This window comes from Streptomyces sp. NPDC002676 (genome assembly GCF_053592455.1).
In genome coordinates, this window is sequence record NZ_JBSFVT010000002.1 from 124433 (window position 1) to 150409 (window position 25977).

The window sequence follows — 25977 nt, forward strand, 5'->3', positions numbered from 1 at the left end:
AGCTGGTGACGTGGTAGCACACCTGAAGGATTGGACGGCAAGGGCATATTTTCCAGCTTCGCCCTGCCGTCGAGGTCTTGACACGGCATTTCTCGGGGAGCGTTGCGCGTGATGAACAGGCGAGAGCGCGTCATCGAGATCTCGGCTCCTGTCTCCGGGAGCCCGGTGACGCCCGGAGGCAAGGTGTTTCTGGCGTGGACGCAGCTTGCGGAAACGGTACCTGGCGATCTGTATGTGTTTCTGCGCCGAGACGGAGAAGACGTCGCCTATGTGGCGAAGGGAGTATCTGTTCCGGGGGAAAACTTCCTGAACGTGAGCCTGCCCGAGCTTCATGGGGAATACGACCTGGTCGCGACCTTCGCCGACCCTGGTTTGCGTGAAGAGCAGGTCACAGTCCGGCTGGCTACTACAGTCGGCGGTGCCACCGACAGTGAAGGTGCTTGGCAGGTGTCCGCTCCTCGCACGTCATCCCCTGCCTCTCTGCTGTCGGTGTTCGACGGCATCGTGTGCATCAATCTGGACAGTGATCCGGCCCGTTGGGAGCGCATGGGTCAACGTTTCGCCGCTCTCGGCGTGGACGGAAAGGTCCGCCGAATCCCCGCGGTCGCGGTCCCCGGCAACTACCACATTGGTTGCGCACTCTCCCACCGGAAGGCCATTCAAACGGCCCACGAGGAAGGATGGGAGAGTGTGCTGGTCTTCGAGGACGACGCCGTGTTTCTGCAGGGCGCCGAGTGGGTCCTACGCCGCAGTCTGCGGGAACTCGCCGGGCGGACATGGAACGCGGTTTACCTCGGCGGATACCAAAAAGTGCGTCGACCGGCCGTTTTCGCCAAAGGCTGCACCCACCTCGCCGAGGCCCGCGGCCTCCTCGGCACCCATGCCATCGCCTACAACCGACGGATCTATGAGCGCCTACTGACCGAGCTCCCCAGAAGCGAGGTAGGCATGATGGAGTGGATCACGAAAGAAATCGCCATCGACCAGTACTACGCGCGCGAACTCACCGTCGATGTCTACCGGACCGTCCCGGCCGTCGCCGCGCAAGAGCTGCATCTCGCCCTGGAGGACCCTGATCTGCGCGATCAGTTCCCGGTCAGGCCCACCAAGTGAACCGATCGCCCGGGTCGACTGAAGGGGTCGGCGTCGTGGGGCTGGGCGCCATGGGTCGCAACCTGGCCCGTCAACTCGCTCGCCGGGGCTACACGGTAGTCATCCACAACAGGACGACTGACAAAGCCCGTTGCCTGGTGCGCGAGTGCGGCAGTGAAGGCAACTTCCTCATCGCCGATACCCCCCGAAAACTCGTCGACGCGCTGAAGCCGCCTCGTCGCGTCCTCATCATCGTCGACGCCGGCAGCCCCACAGACGCGGTCATCGGTGAAGTGGCCTCGCTGCTCGCCCCGGGGGATCTGATCCTTGACGGCGGCAATGCCCACTTCGAGGACACGCGCCGACGCGAAGCCACGCTCCGAGATCGCGGAGTCCACCTCATCGGCGCCGGCCTGTGCGGGGGTACCGAGGACGCGCTGCACGGCCTGAGTATCACAGCAGACGGCTCCGACGACGCGTACAGCACGCTCGGCTCCCTGCTGTACGACCTTGCGGCAAAGACCCCCGACGGCATGCCCACCGTCGGACGCCTGCGCGGATGCGGCGCCGGGCACTTCGTGAAGACCGTACACAACGGCCTCGAGTACGCCGACATGCAACTGATCGCTGAAGCCTACGGCCTGCTCCTCAGCGTCGCGAGCCAGACGCCCGCCGGGATCGCAGCCACACTCCGGGAGTGGAACAGGGGCCGGCTGGCCGCTCACCTCATGGAGATCACCGCCGAGATCCTGGCTCACACTGACGCGGCGACGGGTCGGTCCTTCATCGACGTCGTCGTCGGCCGCGCAGAGCAGAAAGGCACGGGCCGGTGGGCGGTGCAGGCCGCGCTCGAACTCGGCGTGCCGGTACCGGTAATCGCCGAGGCTGTCTTCGCCCGTACGCTCTCCTGCCACCACGACCTGCGCACACCGCCCAACCGCAAGCCGGAGCCGCCGCTTTCCGCGCCCGAGGCAGCCACGTTCATTCCCCGCATCGAGCAAGCGCTCTACGCATCGAAGGCCGTCCTCTACGCACAGGGATTCCACCTCATCCGTGCCGCATCCACCGCTCACGGCTGGGGCGTTGACCCTGCCGCGGTGGCCGCCGTGTGGAGGGCGGGCTCGATCCTGCGCGCGCCGTTCCTCGACCGGGTCAGCGCGGCATACACCAATGACCCAGGAGTGCCCGGATTGCTCCATGACGCAAGGTTCAGCCGGGAGCTGGACGAGGCCCAGCACGACTGGCGCACGGTCGTGGCCACAGCGGCGCGGTACGGTCTGCCCATGCCCGCTCTCGCGGCAGCGCTGTCCTATTACGACGCACTTCGCACAAGCCGGTCCCCCGCTGCCCTGATCCAAGCCCAACGCGACTACGTCGGCGCCCACGGGTACCAGCGCACGGACCGCGAGGGCACGTTCCGGACACGATGGGCACAGGACCGAAGCGAACACCCTGCCAACCGGCACTGACGGTATTCACCTGGCCTGGTTGTAGGTGTGGAGGACGTCTGCCGTCGCGCGCGGCCGTCACGTCATTGCCCGCTCCATCGAGCGAGTACCGCGGGCTGCGAGGGACCAGCTGGTCAGCAAGCCTCGCCGTCGTCGCCCTCGACGGCTTCATAACAGGCACCGGCCTGCCCCTCGAAGATCGGCGCGGTCGATCAGCCGCTCGACGACCTTGTCCAACAGCGCGTCTTCCGTCGGTCCGACGACCGGCTTCTCCGTCCTGTCCGCCATGACTTGTCCGCCGCGATGCTGCGAGGGGCCCACGATCCGCGAGCTGGGCTACGACTACGCGTTCGCCGTGCCCGCCGGCCACCACGTGACGCCGGCGGGCCGCTTCCCCGTCACCGCCTGCTGGCCAGACTGCCCCGCCGGGCCTGGCAGCGGCAGCGGACGGGCTGCATGTCGAGTACACCAAGGACACCGGGCGCTCGGCCAAAAGACACCGTCCGGCAGGATGGTCTCCGTCGTACCCGGGAGAGACCCTCATCGTCGGCCAGGACGGGATGGTCCCCGTATGTGTCCTCGGGCCGATGACGGACCATCAACGGGCTGAGCCGAGAGAAGCCCTCGCGCGATACGATCCGTGCGGGCGACTCCGGAAACTGACATCGATCGCCGCCCTCGCCCACCCCTCCGGCTCTGTCGCGGTAGATCCGTAATTTACTGCGGCAGAACAGCCCATCGTGCCGCGCTCATCCCGTCAGGTTTCGTCCTTGTTTGCGGTATCCGTCCAAGATGTCCTGGCGGAGCAGGTAACCGAAGCCGGCAGACTCCAGTCGCAGTCCCAGCTGAGCCTCCTCAATGCCAAGATCGACCGCGGTGTCCGCCAGGTGCCAGTCGTTGGCGGCGAGCCTGCTGAGAAGGTGACCGCGACGGACCTGGTTCTCCGACAGACGAAACGTCTTGAGGTAGGCGATCCTGCCCCTGTCGTCGGTGATGGCCTCACCGATGTGGTTCTCCTGCTTGGGACGGAACGGCGGCAGGAAGCGGGAGAGCGTGAAGCGTCCCATCCGGTGGACCGACTGCCAGGTGTACGCGTGTTCCAGCAGGCCGGTTGCCATGGTCGTGTCGTGAAAATGCGTCCAGGTGTGTTCCTGTTCGGCAGCTGCCGTGCGCAGGTGGGCCAGGGAGTGGATCTGCGAGTCGGGTATGCGGGCCTGGAAGTCCGGCGCCGGCGGCATCAGTGTGGCGTAGTGGTGGACCAGTTCGCCGTACAGGTCCTGCAGGAGCGTTGGGTGGAGTGCGCGGTAGTCGTCGGGATGCGGGACCGCGAACGCGGCAGCGAGCGCGTCGGCGACGTAGACCATCACGCCGCATTGGTCGGGGTGGATCTCGAAGATGCGCAGTGCGTCGGCGAGTCCGCGTACTTCGGCACCCACATAGGCTTCCTCGACGCGAGGAGACAGTCCTTGGCGGATTGCACGCTGCGACCACTGCTCCCAGGCGAGGGAGGGGCCGCCGAAGTGCAGTGCCAGGTAGCCTTCCAGTGCCAGGTGCATGGGGAGGAACCGCAGCCGGTCTTTGGCTTGGCGGCGGGCCATTCTGCGGTGGAAGCGCAGGCCCATCGTGGCGGCGGGAGCCGAGTTGCCGTCGGCGGAAAGCTGGGTGCCGTAGGCGGCTGCCGGCGTGCCGTCATCAGTCCACGTGGCGACGAATCCGTGCGGGATGTAGGAGATATAGGCATGGCGTGGGCCGACCTCGACCAGCCCGGTCACATCACCGTAGAGCTGCGAGCGCAGACGGAGATCGTCGACAGGTTCGTCACGCACGAGCGGCACCAGCCGGACGGCACCCCAGACCTGGGAGGGGAGGGTGGTCAGGCCGGTCAGGTCCAGTGTGGTCATCGCGCGCGCTCCTGGTGGTGTCCGCTCATCATTCGGGCCGCGCGGGTGTCCAGGTAAGTGATCAATTCGGCCAGGCCGGTCCGGCCTTCGGCGAACTGGGCGAGCTCCACCAGTGCGGGAAGGTCCTCGGCATCACGGATACCCGCGGTGGGCATCGTCGCGGACAGCCGACGCACGTCGAAATCGGCCGCGTCGTAGACGGGGTTGAGATGCACGATGCTGGTGCGACGCTCGGGGTCGAGCCGGGTCCGCCAGATGCGCAGCACCTCGGCGGCCAGGCCGGGAGGCGCGTTGTCCCATCCGTCGGAAACGATCACCAGCCTGGACGGGGCGGTCTCCAGCGCGTCGAGGATCCGCCGGCCAACCGGCGTCGGCCCGTACGGATAGGTCAGCAGGGCGTCAGTCCGCCCAGACGTCCACAGCCCGGTGTAGTCACTGGCAAGGGCCGCGAGCAGATAGTGGCAGGCCAGTGCCACGGCCAGCGGTCGACGACGCTTGTGAACCGATCCGAAGGCGGAAAAGCTGTCGTCCAGGACTGCGGTGACCTTGCCCCAGTTCCCCCGGTGGGAGCCGGCCGCCCGGTCGGCGGCCGATTCCAGGGCGTGGGTCAGCTCGGCACGTCGGCGCAGACGGTCCTCGACCGGCAGCGAAAGCACATAGGTCGCCAATCGGGTCAGCGGCATCCCCGCCAGGTCCGCTTGTACCCCTGTGGTCCCGCGCTTGTGCGCGGACTCCTGCAGCCGCAAGGTCTCCAGGCGGGTCATCCGTGGAGCTATGCGCTTCAGGAAGACATCCCTGGGGATGCCGTATTTGGCGGCGAAGCCCTCGGCAACCGTATAGGGCAGCTCGTATAGGGCGGCCTGCTCGTAGTGCGCGCGGCGCCACGTCTCCAAGAGGGGTGTCGCATAGTGCGGGCGGGCCAGCGGCGCGAACATGAACGTCCCCAGCTCTTCGTGGGCGGGGGCCAGGTGTGCGTGGCGAAGGGCTCGCTTGAGGCTGCTGCGGTACTTCACGGCATCGAACGCCAGGTCCTGGCGGGCGGACAGCCAGTCACGTACGATCGCGCGGCTGCGACGGTTGTTCACCCTGGCCCGGCGCAGGGCATCGAACAGTCCGTACACGCGTTGTGGCGGCAGCGTCGCCAGACGGCACGCAATCAGCCGGCCCTCGCTGCGACGCTGGTCGGCAGTGGCCTCACCGGTGGTCTCCAGCAGCCCTCGGATGATGAGGACTGCGTTGTAGTCGTTGATGTCGAGCGCAAGCGTCCTGGCGTACAGGTCGCGGTAGTTCCCCAGCATGTATGCATGGAGGAAGTCCAAGGACAGCCGCTGCTCGCCCGCGTCGCTATGAAATTCACGCTGGCCAGTGGAGGTGATCGCTGCGTTGACGAAGAGCAGCACATCGTCGGCTGCGATGAGGTCCCCGTACGAATCCATCCGATTCTTTCCCCATAGGTGTGGATGCCGGCCGGGGAATGGGGGCACGAGCTGCGAATCATTGCTTCAGAGGCAGGTTCCGGAAGTCGCACCGGAGTCCCGCGGCCGGCCACACGACCGTAACAGAGCAGGCCACAAGCCCTCCACTGACTTCCCTCACCCCGCGGGCATGGGGCGATCCCCCGACGCCGACAGCCTCTCTGCCCACGCGGGCTCTGCGAGAATCTGCTGAAAGAGCAGGGTGTTGACGTGCACGAGCGCGGACTGTTTCATGGCAGTTCTCCGTGGCAAAGCCGGTGACCAGGACCTCGGTCACGCCGAGGCGGATCAGCGTCTCATCGAAGTCGGTGTCCAAGAAGGCGTCCGCAGAGGTCTTCGTCACCACCGGCTCTCCGTTCCGCGGCGCCAGTTCGGGCAGAGCATCGCCGCACCCTCGCTGTCGAACTGTGATGACGGGAACCTTCGAGGCACACGCCCGAAAGCTGAGACCCGCGATGGTTGCGACGGTTCGGTCAGGGCCAGTGCATGATGGGCATCGTGTCGTCCTGCATGTCGATGACGAGGAGCGCGGCGCGGTGCGGCGTCGGTGGCATCGGCCTACCGTAGCGATGGCCCTCTGCCAGCGGCCACCGGTCGTAAACCGGCATGGCTGTGCGCACGGTGGTACCCCCGAGCCCCTAAGTTCCCTTACCCGCTTCAGCATTGGCCGTAGCGACGGGCCCCTGCCACCAGCGGGTAAAGACTGACTCCGTTGAGGTCCCGAGCGGCCACTGGTAGCAACGGCATCACCGCCAGCGCCGCGAACCCGGTCAGGAACATCACCGCAGCGAAACTCGCCGTGGCAGCCCGATACGTACGGGAGAAGAGTCCGGGGGTGGGAAGAGACTCGAGCCCGGCCGACGACCGCCTGCTACTCAGCCCGGTCGGGCACATTCATCCTTTCGGGTGTTGGTATCGGCACTCGCCCATCTCTATTCCGAAGGTGGGCATCGTGGTTATGCGAGCCATTATTCGGGTCGGGGGTATGCCTTGGACGGTTTCGCTGCAACGGTCAACATCCGTCGACACGATGGTGAACTCGTCGAAGGCCGAGAGTGGTCAGGCGCTTCGCTCGCACTGTTGCGTTCAGCCGCTCCGCGGCGGACGTTTCGCTGGTACAGGGGCGGCCACAGTTCAGTGCCGTACGCACCGAGCCTGCCGATGGCCTGCGAAACCCGAACCAGGCCTGAGCGTTCTGTCATACGTATGGTGCGCGATCGATGACCTTGTGTTGTCTCGCTGGGGTGAGGGGGCCATGGATGTTGGTGCGGCGGTGGCTGGACGAGGCGGGGATCCAGGATCCCGTACTGCGGCAGTGCTACACGTGGTGCGTCCGACACGCTGCCGACAGGGACGGCGGCAACGTCCGGTGGTGGGGTTACAGATCCCTACCCGCGGCGGCGCGACCGCATCTCGCGGCAATGACCGCGTTGGCGTTCGAAGCCGACCAGCATGCCGACACCGGCCCTGTCGGCCAACGGCGGCGCACCTTCGACGCGTACGTCGACGCCACGTTCGCTGCGATCTCCGCCGGTCATGCCGCTGACCCGGTTCATCACGCCGTGGCACACACCATGCGCGTCACCGGTATCTCCACCACATTGTGGGCGAACATGTTCGACGCCATGCGGCGGGATATCGACTTCGCCGAGTTCGCCACCTACGAGGAACTGCGGCAGTGGGCGAGGAAGTCCACCGGTGGAGCGATGGTTGGCATGATGACGCTGCTGGAGGGAGCGGAGGTCGCCCGCGAGTTGGATGAGGAGCTGCACGAGTTCGGTGAACTCCTCCAGTGGATGGATCAGCTCTCCGACCTCGCCGATGATCTCGACGACGGCCGAATGTACCTACCGCTCGCCGATCTCGACCGGTTCGGTGTGCGCGCCCAGGACGTCAAGGCCAGGCAGTGGACGTCCGGCATGGCCGAGCTCATCGCGTTCGAGGTGGACCGGATCACCAGCCGGATGCCAATGCTGACCGCCCACCTGCAGCACTACACCGACTCGCCGGGGATCGAGGCGCAACAGGACCACTGCGAGCTCGTGTTGCGCCAGGTACTGGCGGACGGACCCGCCGTGCTGGATCGCCCCTCGCGAGTGCCGCTCGCCGACCGGTTGGACGTGTGGCTGCCGGTGTGGCGCTCCACGATCCCCTGCTGAACACGGAGAAACCCGCTCATGTCAGTTGCCGCTTCCGGGCCCCACAACGTTCTGGTGCCGCGCATCGAGGCCGAGCTGCTCCGGTGGATCGGCACCGGCGAGAGCCTGATGGAACTGGTCTGCCGCGATGCGTTGTTCCCGCCGGGCAAGCTGTTGCGGCCGATCCTGTGCGTGGAGTCAGCGCGCGCCGTCGGCGGTGACACCGACGTGGTTCTGCCCTTCGCGGCCGGCATCGAGTGCCTGCACGTCGCCAGCCTGATCCACGACGACATCGTCGACCAGGACCCCATCCGGCGCGGCCGCGCCTCGTCAGCTGAGAACTACGGCATCTCCGAGGCCCTGCTCGCGGGCGACGGGCTGTCGATGGCAGGCCACGCCGCGATGCTCAGCACCGGCCCCGCCGATCGCGTCCTCGATGCCGTACACCTGGTGGTCGACGGGATGCGGCACATGTGCCGCGCCATGCTGCGGGAAACCGAGATCCGCGAGGACCTGACCTGCGGTGTGCCCACGGCGCTGGAGGTGATCCGCGGCAAGACGGCGGCGCTGATCAGCGCCGCCTGCCAGGCAGGAGCACTCCTCGGTGGAGCAACGCCGCAGCAGGCCGCATCCCTTGGCCGGTACGGGGAACTGCTCGGCATGGCGTTCCAGATCCGCGACGACCTGCTGCCGTACACCGCGCAGGAACAGCAGACCGGCAAGCCCGCGCTGAGCGACGTCGCCAACCGGCACCCGACCCTGCCGGTGCTGCTCGCCTACGAGACAGCAGACGAGGCCGGCCGCCACCGGCTGACGGGAGCCTTCCGCGACGACGTCGACCCCGCAACCGCGCATCGAGAGGTCCTCGACGTCATCACCCGCACCGGCGCCGTGGCACTGGCGGCGCAGCGGGCGCAGGAGTACCTCGACACCGCGCGGGCGGCGCTCACCGGCATCCCGCATCCCGGCCGGCTCGCGGAGCTCGCCGCGTCCGTCACCCGCCAGGGAGCCGTATGTCCTTGCACGTGAAGGACCTGCGGCACGCCTATGGCAAACGGCAGGTGCTGCGCGGCGTCACGTTCGACGTGCCCGAAGGCGTGCTGGCGGGTGTCGTCGGCGAGAACGGCGCAGGCAAGACCACCTTGCTGCGCATCCTGTCCGGGGAACTGACACCGACTGGCGGCACGGCCACGCACACGGGCAGTCTGGGCTACTGCCCGCAACAGGCCGTACTGAACGACGCGTTCACCGTGGACCAGCACCTGCGGTACTTCCAGGTCGCCTACAAACTTCCCGACCTGTGCCTGGCCGAGCAACTTCTCGACACGCTGAACTTCGTCCAGTACCGCGACGAACGCGTCAGCACGCTCAGCGGCGGCACCCAGCAGAAGCTCAACCTCACCATCGCGCTGATGCACGACCCTGGCCTGCTACTGCTGGACGAGCCCTACCAGGGCTTCGACTGGGACACCTACCTCCGCTTCTGGGACCTGGCACAGGAGCTGCGTGGCCGGGGACGTTCGGTGCTGGTGATCTCCCATCTCGCCCACGACGCGGACCGCCTGGACACGCTGCACCTACTCGAATCCGGGGTACTCCGACCGGGCACCCACACACCCCGAGGCAACTAGATGTACTTCGTGACAGCGACCCGCATGGCGCTGACCGAACACGCCCGCAACCGTCTCGCCCTGTGGCTCGTCGCCCTGTACCTGCCCACCTGGCTCACCGTCAGCTTCCTGATCATCCCCGCACAACGAGTCCCATACGTGCTCCGCGCCTCGGGCGAAACGCTGTGGGCGCACGGCAACCAGCTCAGCCAGATCTCCGGCGCACTCAACGCGGTCACCCAGATCGTGGGCTTCATGATGTTCTCCGTCACCTTCAGGACCAGCGCATTCGACCGCAGGCTCGCGCTCGCCGGATACCCCCGGACCTACCTGGTGACCGCCAAGATCTGCGTGCTCATCACGATCTCCGCGATCATCTCCGGCTACGCCACCACCGCCATGACCCTCTTCTGGCACCAGCAACGGCCGCCCGTACTGGCCCTGAGCATCTTCCTCGCAGCAGTGACCTACGGCGCGCTCGGTGTACTCCTCGCCACTTTGGTCCGCGGCGAACTCGAAGGCATGTTCCTCATCCTCATGATCAGCATCACAGACGTCGGACTCCAAAACCCGATCGCGAACCACGCGGCGAACGACCACTTCGTGTCCGCACTGCCCATCTACGGAGCGATGCAGGCGGCAACAGCCGGCGGCTTCTCCTCCACCACCCCGACCACCCATCTCATACTCCAACTCACCTGGTTCACCTCCCTCACCGGCCTGGGGCTGATCGTGTTCCACCACAACACCCGCGACCGAAGCGTCCACCTCAACGACAAGCCCGACAGGTCGGCCGAGCATCCTCGTCAGTGTCTATTCCACGGCGGATCTGACGATCATGGACGCGATGACCGTATCTGCTGAGGAAATGCCACGGCCGCGAGACGGAATGCTCCGGCCAAGCCATGAGACAAGCAGAGGGCTGGACGGACATCCCAGTGCCGGCCGCCGTTGTGATCCGCTTCCGCCTCGCCACACGCCCGGGCCTCAGCACAGCTGCGAATCCAGACCGTCCCTTGGCGTTCCCCGGCCGGATGCCCGGCCGAACGGTGCGCGTCTACTCCGTCGCGACGATCCTCCGCGAGAGCGGCACCATGGCCACGCGCTCCCGAGCCTGGATGCAATGGCCGGTCAGGCCCACCGTCCGTCCTCGCCGACGCGCTCGGCATCAATCCCAAGACCGCTATGCGCTACGCCGAACGAGCGGGCAACGACTAACTGGCCTATGCGACCCTGCGAAGGCCCGCGGGTGTCGACGAGCTATGACCCCACACGACCCTCAGGTTCGGACCCCGGCCTGCCAAGCGGTACGAACATGCTGAGAACCGCGCTATGACTTATCGGTTCACTGCCCGCCTCGTCGAGGGTGTCGTTGATGACGGTGACCGGGCGGCAGTCGTTGGGCAGCAGCCTGGTGAGGTGGTCCATCACATTCGTTGACAACGGGGCCGGATCACCCCGAGCCGCCGAGACCACGCCACAGGGCCCGGATGGGCCTGCGCAGCGTCGGGTGCGCGGCACAGACCAGCACGCCCAGCAGGGCCTACTTGCCCGCCCCCCGGCTTGCCCGTGACCGTACGCAGGCCCGGCCCTGCCGTCTCGTCGTTCAACCAGGAGGAGAGCTCGTGCAGTTCGTTTTTGCGGCCACAGAGACAGCCTTCCTCCCAGTCGTGGTCGACGGGCTCGGCTCCGCCCGCTCGCCGCATGAAGTGCTCAGGACCCCAGGCCCAGTTGGCCAAAGCCGCCATCTCGGGCGGCAATCCGGTCGGCAGACCTTGTCGGGTGCGGGTCTCGCCATACAAGGGATTGGGGAAGAAGGGGAGCTGCGAGAGGTCGGCGTGCGAGGGGACGAGGCTGGTGATGATCTTCTGCGGCAACCCTCCGTCGCCCGTCGCGGCCAGGTCGTGGACCATGCGCTCGACGTCTTTGAACCCACGCCTTGCGAGCAGCGACGTCCGTCCGCGTGCGTGTGCCAGGACGTCACTGCGACTTCCCCCGTAGCAAACGTCGAGGAACAGCGTCAGCGGTCGATGGCCCTCCCCGCGGTCCACCCGTCCGAAGACGCCATCTACATGTCACCCATAGCCGCGAGCACGATGTCACCACGGGCGACGAAATCAGCGACATCGCGCACAAGATCGCCTCGTCTAGCGCGCCACGCAGTAGCGGAGGTAGACGACTCTTGAGCTGAAGGTGCGGGTCTCGACGAGTTCGAGGTCCACCCGGCGCTCGCGCTGGGGAAAGAACGGAATGCCACCGCCAACCAGCACCGGGTAGACCCTGGCCCGGTACTCGTCGATCAGACCCAACGCGGCTGCCTCGGCGGCGAGAGTCGCGCCGCCGATCGCGATGTCGCCCTCCCCCGGCTCGGCTCGCAACCGCTCGATCTCCTCCGCCAGGCCGCCGGAGGCCAGGCGGGCATTGCCCTGCACCGCCGACAGCGTGGTGGAGAAGACCACCTTTGGGAGCGGCTTCCAGAGCGCGGCCCACTCGAGCATGGAGTCGTCGAGCGATGGATCCTGGTCGGCGGTCTCCCAGTACAGCATCGTCTCGTACAGCCGTCGTCCCAACAGGTGGACGCCGACCTCTCGGATCTCGTCAGTGACGAAGCGAAAGACCTCCTCGTCGGGCGCCGTCCAGCCGAAGTCACCGTCCGGCCCGACGATATAGCCGTCAAGGGAGACGCCCATGGAATAGGTCACGCTGCGCATCAGAAGCCCTCCTCGGGAACAGGTTTCGACACTACGACCGCCAGCGCCGCGGGACTCATCGCGGCTCTCGGGATCCCCTCAGATCTCCCCGCCCCCGCGAAGATCATCACGAAGGGCAGCGATCTTGCGAGACACGGCCCAGCGCGCTCAGCCACAAGGACTGTGGTTGAGCGCCCGGCTTGGCCCGTTTGGCCCACTACAACGCTCAAACAGCACAGGGTGGTGGACCTACGGTGCCGACAGAGCTGTGCGCTCGGCATTTTCCAGCCAGTCCATGCACCAGCAGGCGAACCTCACCGGCGTACCGTCGTCGGCCAGGAGCGGGGCGAGGTCGACGTCGTCCACCCGGCAGTCGGACCAGATCAATGCCGCGGTGACTGCCGCCGATGATCAACCACTGTCTCAGGGCGCAGCCCAGGTGGGAGATCACGATCACGCCAGCAGTACGCTCCGGGGCGTACATGACAGCCTCCCACCGCTCGTCCCGCGTCTCGATGGCGTCGTCGAAGTCCTCGATGTCGTCGAAGTCCTCTTCCTCGGGGCGTTGAGCAAGGACTTCGTCGAGCAGCTTCGGGTCCGGACCCTGGTCGGGAAAGGGCTCGGCAAGTCGCGACAGGTCGGCCAGGTCCGCGCCGTCGCCTTCCCAACGCCAGCGGCCTTGCACGCGACCGGCAACCGCACGCCTATCTGAGCCTCGCCTCGCCCCGCTGGCGTACTCCTGCTCACCACTGATCAGTCATGGGCAGACCGTACGTGCCACTGCCGACACTCGCGTTGCGGGGCCCACTGCTGACGCGGGAAGAGCCCAACGCCCAAGGTCCCCCAGGGGGATTTCACGCACGCCGGCCAACTGAAGCGCGTAGCCGGCTCAGTCACAGCTGCTCGACACCTGCGCCGACCGCCTGACTGACTTCCTCGACAGACAGCGCTCAGCTGGCCAAGTGAAGCGCTCGTCGAATTCGCGCAGCGCCACTCGGATGTGCAGGGGCAGGGCGATCCACGGCTAGCCCAGGGGCCGGGCTGCGCCTCCGGCCCGTACCTGATCTCATAGGCGCGCCCCCAGAACACCCGGCAGTCCTTGCCCTGGAACGACCGCTTCGGCAAGACGTGCGGCTCGGGGCACCACACGATCTGCACCAGGTCAGTGCCCTCGGGGAAGGCGATCTCGGGCACGTCGGCGGCATACAGCTGCGCCACGGACACCATCGGTCCGCCGACAAGGCTGTTCCGGATACCGGATTCACCGCGACGCGGGCGAAGCCCGACAACGGTGCGAGCGAACGAGGCCAGGCCGGGCATGGTCGCCAGGCGACAGGCCGTCTGCCCTCTTGGGCAAGTACGCGCCGATGCCGTGAAGGCTCACGGCCAAGTCCGGAAGCGAAGTGCACCGGAACGAGCGCCAAGGCGCAGGGGTGTTCCCGTGCGCGGCGGGAACAGCCCGTGCGGCTCGCACTGTTGCACTGGCCGAGGGACCGGCGCCGCGCGGGCGGGGACAGGGAGACCAAAAGGTCGTCCGTCCCGACGCGATCCGGGCCCCCTGGTCCGCAGTACGCCCGCCGCGGACCCGGACCGAGGCCTTTTCATACAGGAGGACTGTTTCATGAATGACTGGCCCTTGACGCTCATGGCGGTGCACGCCCACCCCGACGATGAGGCCACTGGAACGGGAGGTGTCCTCGCGCGATACGCGGCGGAGGGCATCCGCACGGTCCTCGTGACGTGCACAGACGGCGGTTGCGGCGACGGACCAGGGGGTGTCAAGCCGGGCGATCCCGGACACGATCCGGCGGCCGTCGCCTTGATGCGGCGTCAAGAACTCGAGGCAAGCTGTGACGTCCTGAAGGTCAGTAATCTGGAGATGCTGGACTATGCCGACTCCGGGATGATGGGCTGGCCGACCAACGACGCCCCCGGATCCTTCTGGCAGACCCCCGTGGAGGAGGGCGCTGCCCGACTCGCGGAACTCTTGCGGCGCTACCAACCCGATGTGGTCGTGACCTACGACGAGAACGGCTTCTACGGCCATCCCGACCATATCCAGGCCAACCGCATCACGATGGCGGCGCTGGCGATGACCGCGCTGACACCGAAGGTGTACTGGACGACGGCACCCCGCTCGATGATGCAGCGATTCGGGGAGACCATGCGCGAGTTCGCTGGCGACTGGCAGGAGCCGGATCCCGCTGAGGCCGCCGCGATGGCCGAGATCGGACTCCCCGATGAGGAGATCACCACCTGGGTGGACACCACCGCGTTCGGCGGCCAGAAGTTCGATGCGCTGGCCGCGCACGCCAGCCAGGGCGAGAACATCTTCTTCCTCAAGATGGGCAAGGAGAGGTTCACCGAGTTGATGGGCGTGGAGACCTTCGTACGTGTCCAGGACACCACCGGCGCGGCCGTGCCCGAGAACGACCTCTTCGCGGGACTGCGCTGATCCGGCCGCCTACCCGAGGACTGAGACGCTCCCACTCTGCGACTTCGGGGGAGCCACGTTCGTCGTCGGCCAGGTCCTCGCGGTCGCGGTCGAGGTGCTGCTGCAGCCGGGCATCCTCGAGCGCGGCCTCGGTGACGGTGACGGTCATGCCGATGGCGCGCCGGCGGACGATCACCACCAGGCCCACGAGCGCAACCCGCTGTACACCACCGCGGGCAGTACGACCGAGAGCAACACCAGGTCGCCGCCGGCGGCCCTCGCCTTACAGTTCACAGCGCACCCCGCGCACGTGGGAGACGGGCTGTGTGCCCATAGCAGCGGCAGGCAGCAGCGGTCGCAGAAGGGTGCCGGGCACGGCGCGACGGTCGCTGAACATTGCATAGCGGCGGGCGGCGAGGCCGTGCTCGAGGTCCTCGGACAGCGGCGCCAAGAGGTCCGCGTCGTCGGTGTCGAACAGGTAGGCAGGCCAGCGCGACTTCGAGCATCAGCTCGCCGATCGCGTGCGTGCAGGCCTCAGGCGGCGCAGCGCGGCGAGCCGGCGGATCGGCGGGCGGCGGAGGCGGGACGGGACGGGACGGGACGAACCTTGCGGACGGCCTGGCGGACCACCACGCGCATTGTGGGCCCATCGCGGCCCATCATGCCGCTGTGGGCGAGCGTGGCGAGCAGCGGTGATCGCCGCCGGACTCCGCCATCACGCCCGCGACCTCCGCCGCCCACTAGCCACCTTCGGCACCACGTGATCAAACCGGACCGATCGAATGACGCCGCCCCGATGCACGGGCTGCCTAACCAGCCAGCTGGGCGATGTCATCGGCGATAGCACCCAAGGGCCCGACCGTGCCTATCGAACGGAACCAGTCCCACAACTCGACCGCGTGGTAGAGCCGGTAGAGTTCGAGCCGCTCGACGGCGTCGGTGGGAAGCGGCCCGTAGCCTTCGAACAGCGCGCTGCGTTCCGGCTCGCCGCGGCCGAGGGAGTAGTAGTCGGTCTTGGCCAGGTCGATCAGCGGATCGGCGGCGATCGCGTTCTCGACGTCAATCACGCCGGTCACCTCCCAGCCGTCCGGACGCCGTGCGACGAGCACGTTGCCCTCATGCAGGTCATTGTGGCAGAGCACCGCGGTCTCGCAGTTGTCGAACAGCGCCCCGTCGCGCTCGACCCGCCGCGCGACCGCGTCGTGCAGCCGGCCGTCGCCACCCAGAACCTTGAACTCCGTGAGCTTCTTGGCGAACTGGCGCCGCATGTAGCTTCCGTTATCGAAGCACGGATCGAGGATGCGGTCGGTCACATACCCGTAGGCCTCCTGGCCGATCTGGTGCATCGTGGCCAAGGCGGCGCCCATCTGCCGGTAGAACGACGGAATTCGTGCCGAGTCCAGATCCTTCGACGCCTCAGACAACGGGCGCCCCTCGAGCAGGCTCAGGATCGTGACGGCCCGGCCTCCAGGCCCTCCGCCCGGCGTGTGGTGCAGCACACTCGGTACCGGCAGGGATCCAAGGCTCGCGAGCATCCGATAGACGCGAACTTCCTTTGCCTGCTTCCATGCCCACTCGGGCGCATACACCTTGAAGATCGCGCAGTGGCCAGGATCAGCACAGCGCATCTCGTACACCGCGCTCAACTGGCCGCCCGTACGCGGCACCGCTTCGATCACCTCGGCGTCGGGGAACACCTCTCGCAGCAGCCCTTCGGCCCACACGGTCCCGGGAGGCAACTGATCCGGCTGCGACATGCGTGGACCGTATGCACCGAGGAGCCACCAAAGCAATCGATTATCACGCGCTGTCCGCGGGCAGGCCCGGGCCGTCTCGTCGCCGGAGCCGGCCCTGGAGGTGCAGGTGCCCCGACCTGGCCTGGGCCGACGTCCCCGAAGATCTTGAACCCCTCTGCCCGGTGGGGTCCGCCCCTGGGCAACTGCTCCCCTGGGGCAGCAGTGCGTCGGGCGAGACAGTGTTCTTCCGAATACCCGCCAAAGAGGGTGAGGAATGGCGGGTGGGTGTGGTCGAGCATGATGAAGGCACTTACGAGGAAGATGCCATGACGTTCAGCGAATGGATGCTCGCGTACCTCAGGGGGCAGGACGATACGGTGTGCTCTCGCAACTTCGCACCTGACGGCCCGTTCTATAGGCGGATCCGCTGGTGCGCGGGTCGAATATGGTGGTTACACCAACTCGTTGATGGCCGCTACGAGGACGGTCGTAGCGGACGGCGAGCTTGTCACACCTCGTGGCCACGGCGCGGTGCCTTTAGTACTCGAGCTGTAGATCGTGATCCGAGAGAGGCGCATCGGCGAGGGACGGCCGTTATTCCAGCCACATCCCGTCGCGCATGATGACTCTCCCGCGTAGTTCCGGCTCGCCCCGCCAAGCGCGCACAGTCCTCGGGACGACGCTTACATACAGAAAGGAACCCTCTTCCACGCGCGGATCCCACCCGAACTTGTCGGCGAACGCCTCCGCGGCGCCTCCGGGCACCTCCTGGTCCGGGAAGCATTCCGCCTCACCCTGGAGAAGCACCACGTCGAAGGTGTCCGGCAGCGCCAGGCGCACGCGGGGCTCCTCGCGCACGTTCCGCGCAGTCGCGGAAGTGGCACTGGTGCACATCCACACTGCTCGCCCATCCCACATGAACCACAGCGGCACCTGGTGCGGCCCGTGATCAGGATGTGCTGTCGACACCCATACATCCCGCTCGGTGACGAGCCGTTCCAGAGTGTCGCGCCTACGCTCCGCCGTCTGGCGACGAACGATTCCTGTGGTCTCCATGAGGACCGACCCTAGCCAGTAGGCGCGAAGCGCACCTGAGGCGCAGGACCTACTCCCAGCGACCGATGAACCCCTCAGCTTTTGGCTCGGGGCGACCAACTTCCGTGCTCAGAATAGCCAGCTGAAGTGCTCAGCACACTTGTCTCCGGTAACGGCCGGCGCGTGATCGCGCCTGGTGGCTGCGTCGCCACGCGGACCAGCCGAGCCGGTGGGCCGGGCCGTGAACGCGCCGAACAACAACACTGATGAATAGGCGCTGGATCTCGTTGCAGGTCAGCGGGATCAGGTCGTCCGGCGTGGGGCGGTGTGCGTGTTCGTCGGCGCGGACGACGGCGAGGAAGAAATGGGCCAGCATCGCGAGGGTGACCCGGCGGGCCCAGGAGGGGTAGCGGCGGACCTGGTGCTCATCCAGTCCGGCCAGCCCCTTCTCACTTTGGAAGGTTTCCTCCACCCGCCATCTGGAACCTGCGACGCGAGTTGACTGGTGGTGCGGTTGCGACGGATCAGGAGTTGGTGGTGGCCCGGTGCCGCCTCGGCGAGGTCGATGACGGCCCAGCCGTAGAACCGCTGTCCCTTCGCGCCGCGTCCGGCCGAGAGCTTCTGCCAGGCCCGCTCCGGCACCTTCTTCGCCAGCGCATCAGCGAGGAACGTGTCTGCGCCGGTGGTCAGTTCGGCTGAGCAGGCCACCGCGAGGACGTAGCAGATGCCGCGTTTTTCGAGTGGGGATCGCAGTTTCGGGTTGCCGCCATCGACCTCGTCACCCGTGATCCAGCCGAACGGTGTCCTCGCTGAGCCCCGCGGCCCGGCAGCGGTCCGGATCGCAGGTCCAAGAGCGCGGGACGTACAGCTCTCGGTCCACCGCCGCGTGCCCGCGCTCGCCGGCGTAGACGAGGTAGACCGCGACCCAGGAGTTCTCGATCCGCCTGGCGGTGCCGGTGTATTGGCGCTGGGCCCCGACGGTGCGGGTCCTCTTCTTCACGTCGCCGGTCTCGTCGACGACCAGCACCGCGGCCTCCTCGTGGAGGTGCTCGACGACGTATTCGCGCACGTCGTCGCGGACGGGGCGACCGTCCAGCAGTTCTTGCACGGCAGGTCCGACAGCAGGCCGAGCACCAAGCGCTTGGCCCAGAAGCGGGGTTCGACCCGCGCGAACCGGCCCGCGATCCGGTCCATGGCCGCCTCGAACGCCTCCCGCCAACGGGCGGGATCTAGCTGTGACCTGCGGCCACCGTCACTTCGTAAGTCCACACAACTCACGGCGGTTGATGTGGCACTCGACCTCGTGCCGAGCCTTGTAGTCCTGTGGGTCGAACTTCGGCGGCCTGCCGCCTCTCATGCCGAGTTTCTTGCGGTTGCGGGCTTGATCAGCCTTGTCCGGAATGGTGCAGCGGATCCCGCGTCGAGACAGGTAGGAGCGGTTCTTGCGGAAGGCGTATGCGCTATCAGCACGTACGCGATCGCGCCGGGTACGCGACCGGCCCGGTCCGATGCGGGGCACGCGGACCTTCTTCAAGACCAGCTCGAACTGTGTGGAGTCTCCGCGCTGCCCGGCCGTGACCACGATCGACATGGGTTCCTGTCCTTGCTCGGCGACCAGGTGGAGCTTGCTGGTCAGGCCGCCGCGCGAGCGTCCGAGGCCATGGGTCGTCCGGTTCGGTGGCGATGACGCCCGGCGGTTCCTTTTACGGGTCCCCCGAGACTGAGTCGTCCCGGCTCCGTCCGGCACCACCCACCGCATCTGATCTGACGACCGGATCGTGGACTTTCGTAGTCCGAGCCGCCTACGGAGATCACCACTCATCAAGCCTCGGCCCAGAGCTCCTGAGCAGACCGAGGGCCCCGTGGGCTGCTGGGGTCACGAACGGCTAATCGGATGCTGGGCCAGCGACCACCACGATGTAGCCCTGGTCGACCACGACGGAGCCCTGTTGGCCAGGGCCCGAATCACCGACGATGCCACTGGTCGCTTGGGGACTCGCCACATGGCACCACCCCAGACTCATGTACCCCTTGAGTTGACCACTGTCGGGTAATAGGGCCCGGCAGCACCTCTCTTGGGGGAACAAGGGCATGAGACGTGGGAACCTCCGGGGCCTTCGGGGTGGCCGAATCCTCGCGGCACCTGTACTCCAGCTGTAGATCGCTCTTGTGCTGGTGATGTTCACGCTTTCCGTGGCTTGCGTGGCCTGCGCCAGTTGCCGTGCGGCCGGTTCCGGTCCTGGGCAAGCATTGCCGCGTCGAAGTCGGCTTTGCTGGTCACTGCTCGTGGTTCAGCTACGAGCACGGTCGCAGTCGATCGCCACGGGGTAGCCGAGGTCCAGCCGACCAGAGGCATGGTCTCGTCGTAGTGCGGAGCGAACTGCGCGACGGTGATGGTGGGCATCTGGTAGTTCAGGTCGCGGACGTGTGCGATGAATGCCTCGGGAAGCGCAACGTGGTGTGTTTCCAGGTAGTGCGGGAAGTCCTGGCGCCACAACCAGGTTCCGTCGGTCACCAGTGACGAGCAGCCCGGAGAGTGCCGGTGGGCGCTGCCGGTGATGACGTCGTGTCCGGCTTCCATGACGTCGATCAGGACGTGGCCGGCGTCCAGGTAGGCCACCAGGTCCGCCTCGTCCGGCTCGCCGACGGGCCGGACCGCATCGCGTATCGATCCGTTCGGCTGGCCGGAGCGGTTTTCGAGTTCGTCGTAGAAGCCCAGCAATCCCAGCACTGCGTCTCCTTCAACGAGCCGTTCCACCCTGCTGGTGCTGGCAGGTGCGGCCATCGTCGATCATCGGTGTGTGAAGACAAACGATCACGAGGTGGACGCAGGTCACAGGGTAGACGCTGCCCGCTGACAGCAAGCGTTCGAGGGCCTGATGGACCGCATCGCAGGCAGGTTCGCCCGGGTCGAACCCCGCCGCCGCATACGGCACCTGGTGCTGGGACTGCTCGCGGACCTGCCTCGGAAGTACTGCTGGACCATCGCCGAATGGGCTGACGAGGCGACCCCCGACGCCGTGCAACACCCGCTGAGCCGTGCCAAGTGGGACGCCGACGCCATCCGTGACGACCTGCGTCCAGCTGCCGCTGTTCAAAATCCGCGCGGCCGTTCGACGCTCTGCCGGGCATCGGCGGAGTGGGCCGTCGGCCGCGTGGGCGGCCATCTCGGCTGGGAGTTACCGCCTGGGCGGTGCCGGTGACGACGGGAATGCAGACGGAGCCGGGTGCTTCATCGGCGCGATGCGCGTAGGCAGGGCACCCTGGGCAGGAGTCATCCTCGCGTGATCCGGATTACTGCCCGTCACCCGTCACGAAAATCTTGCCTGAACCTTGAAGGCTCTGTCCGCAGTTCCGTGATGCTCTCGAGCGTTGTGGCCTGATCGGTTACGGCGTGTGGGATCCGAGCGACTCTGGTTGATAGACAATCACCATGACCTACTACGCAGACCTGACTCCGTACACATACGACAGGGACAATTGGGCCCCAGAAGCATCAGGCCGCTGGCGAGGTGTCCCGCTACTGAACGTGGGCTGGCTTAGCCGCAGCGAGAACTACTCAAAAGGGGAGCCGCCTCCGGGGTTGGTAGACGTGCTGCAGCGTATGACTCAGACGCATCGGGCCGAGCAGACTCGCGGCTATCACTTCTGCCCTTGGTGTGCCTCGGGACTGTTCGGACCGCGTGGCGACTGCCCGCGGGGCAGTTCAGAGATACGCGTCATGGGGAACGACGTCGCCTACGCTGCTCCCGAACTGGTTGCTCACTATGTCGAAGCCCACAGCTACTTGCCGCCGACCGACTTCGTAGATGCTGTGCTGGCGCCCAATGCCTTTTCCTGACACCGGGACTCATGGCTGGGTGAGGATGCAGGTCCGGAGGAGTTCGAACGAGGCCCGGCCTAGCTAGGAGATAGCGGAACCGGCCCGCTCACTTCCCGCACACGGGTGCGTATGCCGGAAGCACTGTGACACGATCGGCTGCCATGCCGTCTCTGCCCGCGTGGCCACCACCAACCCCCCGCCGTCTGCTCGCTGCCCTGCTCGCGCTACTCGTCGGGTCCGGCGTCGGCGTCGGCGTCGCCGACGCCGTCCCCGCACCCACGGCCGCAGCAAAGAGCGACCAGGCCGCAACACCCGATCACCTGCGCTACGACGTGACCCTGCGCGCCGATGCCGACGGCACCCACTGGAAGGGCCGGGAGCGCGTGTCGTTCCGCAACGCCTCCAACCGGCCGCTGCACGAGGTGTATCTGCGGCTGTGGGGCAACGGCGTGGACGCCTGCGGAACTCCCGGCAGCCCCTCCCCCGTCACCGTGTCCCGGGTGCGGGGCGGCACGGCGGGCCGGCTCAGTGTGGACTGCACCGCGCTGCGCATCACCCTGCCCGCACCTCTCGAGCACGGCCGGCGCACGGCCGTCTCCTTCGACGTGTCCCTCACCGTGCCCGGGCGCAACAACCGCTTCGGACGCGAGGGCGCGTTCCGCTTCCTCGGCAACGCGCTGCCCGTGCTCGCCGTGCACGACGCGACGGGATGGCACCTCGATCCGTACGTGTCGACCGGTGAGAGCTTCTACACCCTGGTCGGCGACTTCCAGGTAACGCTCGACCATCCGACGGCCCTCAAGGTCCCGGCGACCGGCCGCACCCGCACCAGCCCCGGCACGCCGGGGCGTACCCTTACGCACAGCGTCGCGCACCGGGTACGGGACTTCGCGTGGGCGGCAGGCCCGTTCCGCACCGCGGCCCAGACCACGCCCGGCGGCGTGCGGGTCAGATCGTACTGGGCACCCGACACGCCCGCCCCAGGCGTACGACTCACCCGCCGCGACGGCGCCGCCGCCGTCGACCGGTTCAGCACGGAGTACGGCCGCTACCCCTACGGCGAGCTCGACCTGGTGATGGCCCCGAAGTTCGGCGGCGGCATGGAATACCCCGGCCTGGTCCTACTCGGGACCACCGAGGAGGGCAGCGCCGTCGTCCACGAAGTGGCCCACCAGTGGTGGTACGGCATCGTCGGCAACGACCAATACCGTGCGCCCTGGCTGGACGAGAGCTTCGCCCAGTACGCCAACGCCCGCTTCTACGGCTGGGACACCCGCCACTGCTGGGGCCCGGACGACTGGCCCGACCAGAACGCCGCGCTCACCAGTTCCATGGCCTACTGGGCGAAGCACCCCGGCGCATACCACCTCATCTACACCGCTGGCCCCTGCGCCCTGGCAGACCTGGAACGCACCCTCGGCACCGCCACCATGGCACGCCTCCTCAAGCGCTACGCCAGCGACCACTGGTACGGCGTCTCCACCACCGCCGACTTCAAGAAAGCCGCCCAGTCCATGACCGACAAGGACCTGACCTCCTTCTGGAAGACCCACCGCATCCGGTAAACACCTGCGTCGATGCCTTCTCGCTGGCCGAGGAGAGTGTCATGAACTAGTACCCCAGCAGTGGTTCGATGGTGCGCCAGGGGCGGTCTTGCCGGACCGCCCCTTCAACGAGTGGACACGTCGTCGGTAGTGGCAGTTGGGGGCGACGGGCTGGGGGCTGGGGGCTGGGGGCTGGGGCAAGTTGCCAGGGGTCGGCGGACTTCGTATTGGTCCAGGCCACATTCGTTCTTCGCGGCCTGGAAGCATTCCTCGATCGCCGACCGCCTCGGGCCAGCGCCCAGCGTTGATGTGTGAGTCTGTCGCCGTCCAAGTCCTCGATCGCGGGGATCTGGACGGCTGCCCAGTGGTAGACACGCGGGCATGCGGCCGAAGCGCGGCACCTGCTGGGGCTTCGGGACGGCCAGGACGTAGCCGATGGCGGTCTCTTCCAGCAGGCGGCGAAAGCGCCGTTCCTGGCCATAGGCGGAATCGGCGGTCACCCAGGCGATCGGCAACGGCGAGGCGAGTGCGCGCAGCACCGTCACTGTGGCCAGTTCTCCCTTCGTGGCGAAGGTCCGCTCATCGGGGATCTTCGCGGCGCGGCAGCGCCGGCGGTCGTTTGTCCAGGACTTGGGCAGATACAGCTCGCGCTCCACCGGGGCCCGGCCGCGGATGGTGGCGTAGGCGGCGAAGACGCCGATCCGGCAGTCTTCGGTACGGTCGGCGGTGCCCGAGTACTGGCGCTGGGGGGCGCCGGTCGTCGTCCGCCTGCCGACGCATCGGCTGTGGCGTCCCAATTGTGAAGCGCACAGCCCGCTAAGAACCCAGCTACCAGTACCAGCTCGCCCCGCCCGCGGCGGACACCACCAGGACATCCCGGCGCACTGAAGAGGCACACACACTCAGCGGCCGAGGTCGGGGCCGCGGCGCCGGAGGAGTCTTGCGGAACTGGCCGCTCGATGTGCTGCTGCCGGGCCCGATTCAAGACCCTGTAGGAGCAGGCTCTTACGTCACCCGCTCCCCGTCACGCAAACGGCGTTCCCGTTCAAGGGGATTCCGGGCCAGGAACCTGCAGACCACCACTCTCGAACGAGCCGCCCCGGTCTACAAGAGGCCGCCTTGCGCGACTGGCCCCGGCACTTGGCACCTTGAGCGCAGACACAGCCAGACAGCAGTCCGAACCGTCGACCGAGCCGCTTCCTGACGCGCCTTGGAAAAAAGTTGCGGACCAGCTGTCGATCCGGCCACGTCCCGTTCGACGTCATGATGTGCGGCGCCTCGCCACACGATGACGCGACAGGACCTGACGAGGAAACACGTGGATCAACTGCTGAGAGTGATGAACTTCAACGTCTCGAGTGACGGCATCGGTGCCGGTGAGCACCAGAGTCTCGAGCGACCGTTCGGCCACGACCATCCCGAGAGGCTGTTCGCCTGGGCCGGAGCCACGGCGAGCTGGCCCATGCGCACAGATCCCGGCGGGAGCCGGGGCCTGGACGACTACTTCACGCGGGACTTCGCACGCAACATCGGTGCCGAGATCATGGGCCGCAACAAGTTCGGGCCCCAGCGCGGCCCCTGGCAGGACGATGAGTGGCGCGGCTGGTGGGGGGAGGAGCCTCCGTTCCGTACCCCGGTGTTCGTCATGACCCACCACGAGCGTCCTTCGTTCACGCTTTCCGACACCACGTTCCACTTCGTCGACGGCGACCCGGCCACGGTCCTCGAACGGGCGCGGGAAGCGGCGCAGGGCAAGGACGTCCGACTCGGCGGCGGGGTCACCACCATCCGGCAGTTCCTTGATGCTGACCTTGTCGACACCATGCATGTGGCGGTCTCGCCGGTGAAGGTCGGGTCCGGACTACGACTCTGGGAGTCCCCCGATGAGCTGCTCGACCGGTTCCACCTGGAGGTCGTGCCCAGCCCGAGCGGCGTGACGCACCACCTGTTCTGGCGAAGGTGACGCAAGGGCCCACTCGAGTTCAGGCTGCGACTGCGAGAGGGCGTCCGCCCCAGTGGATGCCCTTCTCACTTCGGATGCGGGCGCGTTCCTTGCGGCGGTGGCCGCGGAGCTCGGGATACCGGGGAGACACTGCGTACGTGGGTCCGCAAGGACACCGCCCAGCACACGTCCGAGCAACGCGTCGCCGGGGCCGGCCAAAGTCCGGCCGAGGAGCTGTCCTGGCTACGGGCCGAGAACGCCCGGGCGAAGGCCGGTCTGGCGGGCGGCGCTCGGTGCGGCGTGACGCCCGTACCGAGCGCGGCAGGTAATGCGGGGTCCGGCTCCCGGCGGTCCCGGCACATGCGAGTACTCGCTTCGTCGCACGCGGCCCGCCCCGAGCGGGGGCGTAAGCCGGGCCTGCGGGCAGCAGTACGACCAGCAGCGGGTCGCTCGGGGGCACCAGGCTCAGCCCGCGCACCGCAAACACCAGCTTCGCCCTGGCGGCTTCGGCGGGAACGGTGACGGTGAGGAGGACTCCGCCGCGCACCTCGACGCCGGGGGCGATACCCGCCGCCCTCAGCCGGAGCTCGAGCACGAACTTCTGCGGCAGTGTGGGCGCGAGTACGTCGACCCGGGTGCCGTCCACCATGAGGACATCGGCGATGCTCAGGTGCCACTCCGCGCGGCCTGCCCAACTGCCCGGGACAGGATCGCGACCAGGAGAGGGAAGAGCTGCCCGGCTTGGTCGGTGCCGGGCGCGGTCAGCCGTCCGAGGAGGCCCGGCGACGACAGGTCCACGAGCCCCAGCGCCGTGGCGCGCCTGACGACTCTGGTCCTCGGTGTCGTGGTCGCCCAGGGAGCCGAAGAACTCCGTCAGCGCCTGGCGCAGCCCGATGGCCAGCTCGACGACGGAGCCGGTCACTGACGGCACTCCTCGCTGCGGCCGCACCCCAGAACGGCGGGGTCCGGCCGGGCGGCGTCGTGGGGCAAGTCCTTCATGGCGAGTTCGCCACAACCTGGCCGGCCGTGACCTGAGGAGGGTTGGGGAGCAGTGACGCAAGGTGGTCCCGTACGAAGTCCGCCGCCCTCTTGACCGACTCGTCGGCCCC

At 67.3% G+C, this 25977-nt stretch carries 20 protein-coding genes and 4 pseudogenes; 11 read left to right on the forward strand and 13 right to left on the reverse strand.

Going from position 1 to position 25977, the window contains the following annotated elements; all coding sequences use genetic code 11:
* Positions 1-111: 111 nt before the first annotated feature.
* Together ACWD3E_RS07645 and gndA are read left to right on the forward strand one after the other, a co-directional pair.
* Positions 112-1113: a glycosyltransferase family 25 protein gene (locus ACWD3E_RS07645; RefSeq protein WP_451387112.1), complete on the forward strand. Its 1002-nt coding sequence runs from the start codon at positions 112-114 to the stop codon at positions 1111-1113.
* Positions 1110-2561, forward strand: coding sequence for an NADP-dependent phosphogluconate dehydrogenase (gene gndA / locus ACWD3E_RS07650; protein WP_451386623.1), 1452 nt, complete (start codon positions 1110-1112; stop codon positions 2559-2561). The genes ACWD3E_RS07645 and gndA overlap by 4 nt, the downstream gene beginning before the upstream one ends.
* 728 nt (positions 2562-3289) lie before the next feature.
* Here gndA and ACWD3E_RS07655 read toward each other — a convergent pair.
* From ACWD3E_RS07655 to ACWD3E_RS07670, 4 genes and pseudogenes are all read right to left on the reverse strand, one after another.
* On the reverse strand, positions 3290-4441 hold the full coding sequence (locus ACWD3E_RS07655) for an ARPP-2 domain-containing protein (RefSeq protein WP_451386624.1): 1152 nt from the start codon (positions 4439-4441) through the stop codon (positions 3290-3292).
* On the reverse strand, positions 4438-5877 hold the full coding sequence (locus ACWD3E_RS07660) for a hypothetical protein (RefSeq protein ID WP_451386625.1): 1440 nt from the start codon (positions 5875-5877) through the stop codon (positions 4438-4440). The genes ACWD3E_RS07655 and ACWD3E_RS07660 overlap by 4 nt, the downstream gene beginning before the upstream one ends.
* 58 nt (positions 5878-5935) lie before the next feature.
* On the reverse strand, positions 5936-6580 hold the full coding sequence (locus ACWD3E_RS07665; RefSeq protein WP_451386626.1) for an isochorismatase family protein: 645 nt from the start codon (positions 6578-6580) through the stop codon (positions 5936-5938).
* A 17-nt stretch (positions 6581-6597) separates the two neighbouring features.
* A pseudogene (locus ACWD3E_RS07670) lies at positions 6598-6810 on the reverse strand (MFS transporter); the annotation flags it as partial.
* Positions 6811-7181: 371 nt separating this feature from the next.
* Between ACWD3E_RS07670 and ACWD3E_RS07675 the strand changes: the two are divergent.
* Genes ACWD3E_RS07675 through ACWD3E_RS07690 form a run of 4 tightly spaced genes read left to right on the forward strand, consistent with a single transcriptional unit; the run spans position 7182 to position 10528 of the window.
* Positions 7182-8075, forward strand: a complete 894-nt coding sequence (locus ACWD3E_RS07675; protein WP_451386627.1) for a phytoene/squalene synthase family protein — start codon at positions 7182-7184, stop codon at positions 8073-8075.
* Between the two features lie 18 nt (positions 8076-8093).
* Positions 8094-9083, forward strand: a complete 990-nt coding sequence (locus tag ACWD3E_RS07680; protein ID WP_451386628.1) for a polyprenyl synthetase family protein — start codon at positions 8094-8096, stop codon at positions 9081-9083.
* Positions 9068-9685: an ABC transporter ATP-binding protein gene (locus ACWD3E_RS07685; RefSeq protein ID WP_451386629.1), complete on the forward strand. Its 618-nt coding sequence runs from the start codon at positions 9068-9070 to the stop codon at positions 9683-9685. The genes ACWD3E_RS07680 and ACWD3E_RS07685 overlap by 16 nt, the downstream gene beginning before the upstream one ends.
* Positions 9686-10528 carry an ABC transporter permease gene (locus tag ACWD3E_RS07690; protein WP_451386630.1) on the forward strand — a complete coding sequence of 281 codons (843 nt, stop codon included), beginning with the start codon at positions 9686-9688 and terminating at the stop codon, positions 10526-10528.
* 563 nt (positions 10529-11091) lie between these two features.
* On the opposite strand, the gene ACWD3E_RS07695 is transcribed toward ACWD3E_RS07690, so the two are convergent.
* The 3 genes and pseudogenes from ACWD3E_RS07695 to ACWD3E_RS07705 all read right to left on the reverse strand — a co-directional run.
* A complete protein-coding gene (locus tag ACWD3E_RS07695; protein ID WP_451386631.1) occupies positions 11092-11577 on the reverse strand; it encodes a hypothetical protein in 486 nt (161 codons plus the stop codon).
* Between the two features lie 234 nt (positions 11578-11811).
* A complete protein-coding gene (locus ACWD3E_RS07700) occupies positions 11812-12375 on the reverse strand; it encodes a dihydrofolate reductase family protein (protein WP_451386632.1) in 564 nt (187 codons plus the stop codon).
* A gap of 228 nt (positions 12376-12603) precedes the next feature.
* Positions 12604-13042: pseudogene (locus tag ACWD3E_RS07705) on the reverse strand (SMI1/KNR4 family protein); the annotation flags it as partial.
* 933 nt (positions 13043-13975) lie between these two features.
* On the opposite strand from ACWD3E_RS07705, the gene ACWD3E_RS07710 reads away from it, so the two are divergent.
* Positions 13976-14809, forward strand: coding sequence for a PIG-L family deacetylase (locus ACWD3E_RS07710; RefSeq protein ID WP_451386633.1), 834 nt, complete (start codon positions 13976-13978; stop codon positions 14807-14809).
* Positions 14810-15597: 788 nt separating this feature from the next.
* Here ACWD3E_RS07710 and ACWD3E_RS07715 read toward each other — a convergent pair.
* The 5 genes and pseudogenes from ACWD3E_RS07715 to ACWD3E_RS07735 all read right to left on the reverse strand — a co-directional run bounded on the left by ACWD3E_RS07715 (position 15598) and on the right by ACWD3E_RS07735 (position 20344).
* Positions 15598-16545, reverse strand: coding sequence for a phosphotransferase family protein (locus ACWD3E_RS07715; protein WP_451386634.1), 948 nt, complete (start codon positions 16543-16545; stop codon positions 15598-15600).
* Between the two features lie 573 nt (positions 16546-17118).
* Positions 17119-17580, reverse strand: coding sequence for a pyridoxamine 5'-phosphate oxidase family protein (locus tag ACWD3E_RS07720; protein WP_451386635.1), 462 nt, complete (start codon positions 17578-17580; stop codon positions 17119-17121).
* A gap of 130 nt (positions 17581-17710) precedes the next feature.
* Positions 17711-18753: pseudogene (locus ACWD3E_RS07725) on the reverse strand (IS701 family transposase).
* Positions 18754-18811: 58 nt separating this feature from the next.
* The gene (locus tag ACWD3E_RS07730) at positions 18812-19381 is read right to left on the reverse strand and encodes a transposase (RefSeq protein WP_451386636.1); all 570 of its coding nucleotides are present in this window, start codon (positions 19379-19381) and stop codon (positions 18812-18814) included.
* 360 nt (positions 19382-19741) lie between these two features.
* A complete protein-coding gene (locus ACWD3E_RS07735) occupies positions 19742-20344 on the reverse strand; it encodes a hypothetical protein (RefSeq protein ID WP_451386637.1) in 603 nt (200 codons plus the stop codon).
* 94 nt (positions 20345-20438) lie between these two features.
* Here ACWD3E_RS07735 and ACWD3E_RS07740 point away from each other — a divergent pair.
* The 3 genes and pseudogenes from ACWD3E_RS07740 to ACWD3E_RS07750 form a co-directional block, all read left to right on the forward strand.
* Positions 20439-20639, forward strand: a pseudogene (locus ACWD3E_RS07740) (IS701 family transposase); the annotation flags it as partial.
* Between the two features lie 353 nt (positions 20640-20992).
* Complete coding sequence (locus tag ACWD3E_RS07745; RefSeq protein ID WP_451386638.1) at positions 20993-21400, forward strand: DUF7919 family protein; 408 nt, start codon at positions 20993-20995, stop codon at positions 21398-21400.
* A gap of 143 nt (positions 21401-21543) precedes the next feature.
* The gene (locus ACWD3E_RS07750; protein ID WP_451386639.1) at positions 21544-22947 is read left to right on the forward strand and encodes a M1 family metallopeptidase; all 1404 of its coding nucleotides are present in this window, start codon (positions 21544-21546) and stop codon (positions 22945-22947) included.
* A gap of 104 nt (positions 22948-23051) precedes the next feature.
* Here ACWD3E_RS07750 and ACWD3E_RS07755 read toward each other — a convergent pair whose 3' ends face one another.
* On the reverse strand, positions 23052-23723 hold the full coding sequence (locus ACWD3E_RS07755; protein WP_451386640.1) for a transposase: 672 nt from the start codon (positions 23721-23723) through the stop codon (positions 23052-23054).
* 521 nt (positions 23724-24244) lie between these two features.
* On the opposite strand from ACWD3E_RS07755, the gene ACWD3E_RS07760 reads away from it, so the two are divergent.
* The gene (locus ACWD3E_RS07760) at positions 24245-24889 is read left to right on the forward strand and encodes a dihydrofolate reductase family protein (protein ID WP_451386641.1); all 645 of its coding nucleotides are present in this window, start codon (positions 24245-24247) and stop codon (positions 24887-24889) included.
* The last annotated feature ends 1088 nt before the right edge of the window (positions 24890-25977 follow it).

Bases quoted from the DNA above. Each gene is read 5' to 3' on its own strand.
- ACWD3E_RS07645 (WP_451387112.1), top strand. From the start codon at position 112: ATGAACAGGCGAGAGCGCGTCATCGAGATCTCGGCTCCTGTCTCCGGG.
- ACWD3E_RS07655 (WP_451386624.1), bottom strand. From the start codon at position 4,441: ATGACCACACTGGACCTGACCGGCCTGACCACCCTCCCCTCCCAGGTC.
- ACWD3E_RS07660 (WP_451386625.1), bottom strand. From the start codon at position 5,877: ATGGATTCGTACGGGGACCTCATCGCAGCCGACGATGTGCTGCTCTTC.
- ACWD3E_RS07665 (WP_451386626.1), bottom strand. From the start codon at position 6,580: ATGCTGAAGCGGGTAAGGGAACTTAGGGGCTCGGGGGTACCACCGTGC.
- ACWD3E_RS07680 (WP_451386628.1), top strand. From the start codon at position 8,094: ATGTCAGTTGCCGCTTCCGGGCCCCACAACGTTCTGGTGCCGCGCATC.
- ACWD3E_RS07685 (WP_451386629.1), top strand. From the start codon at position 9,068: ATGTCCTTGCACGTGAAGGACCTGCGGCACGCCTATGGCAAACGGCAG.
- ACWD3E_RS07690 (WP_451386630.1), top strand. From the start codon at position 9,686: ATGTACTTCGTGACAGCGACCCGCATGGCGCTGACCGAACACGCCCGC.
- ACWD3E_RS07695 (WP_451386631.1), bottom strand. From the start codon at position 11,577: ATGGTCCACGACCTGGCCGCGACGGGCGACGGAGGGTTGCCGCAGAAG.
- ACWD3E_RS07700 (WP_451386632.1), bottom strand. From the start codon at position 12,375: ATGCGCAGCGTGACCTATTCCATGGGCGTCTCCCTTGACGGCTATATC.
- ACWD3E_RS07710 (WP_451386633.1), top strand. From the start codon at position 13,976: ATGAATGACTGGCCCTTGACGCTCATGGCGGTGCACGCCCACCCCGAC.
- ACWD3E_RS07715 (WP_451386634.1), bottom strand. From the start codon at position 16,545: ATGTCGCAGCCGGATCAGTTGCCTCCCGGGACCGTGTGGGCCGAAGGG.
- ACWD3E_RS07720 (WP_451386635.1), bottom strand. From the start codon at position 17,580: ATGGAGACCACAGGAATCGTTCGTCGCCAGACGGCGGAGCGTAGGCGC.
- ACWD3E_RS07730 (WP_451386636.1), bottom strand. From the start codon at position 19,381: ATGAGTGGTGATCTCCGTAGGCGGCTCGGACTACGAAAGTCCACGATC.
- ACWD3E_RS07735 (WP_451386637.1), bottom strand. From the start codon at position 20,344: ATGGCCGCACCTGCCAGCACCAGCAGGGTGGAACGGCTCGTTGAAGGA.
- ACWD3E_RS07745 (WP_451386638.1), top strand. From the start codon at position 20,993: ATGACCTACTACGCAGACCTGACTCCGTACACATACGACAGGGACAAT.
- ACWD3E_RS07750 (WP_451386639.1), top strand. From the start codon at position 21,544: ATGCCGTCTCTGCCCGCGTGGCCACCACCAACCCCCCGCCGTCTGCTC.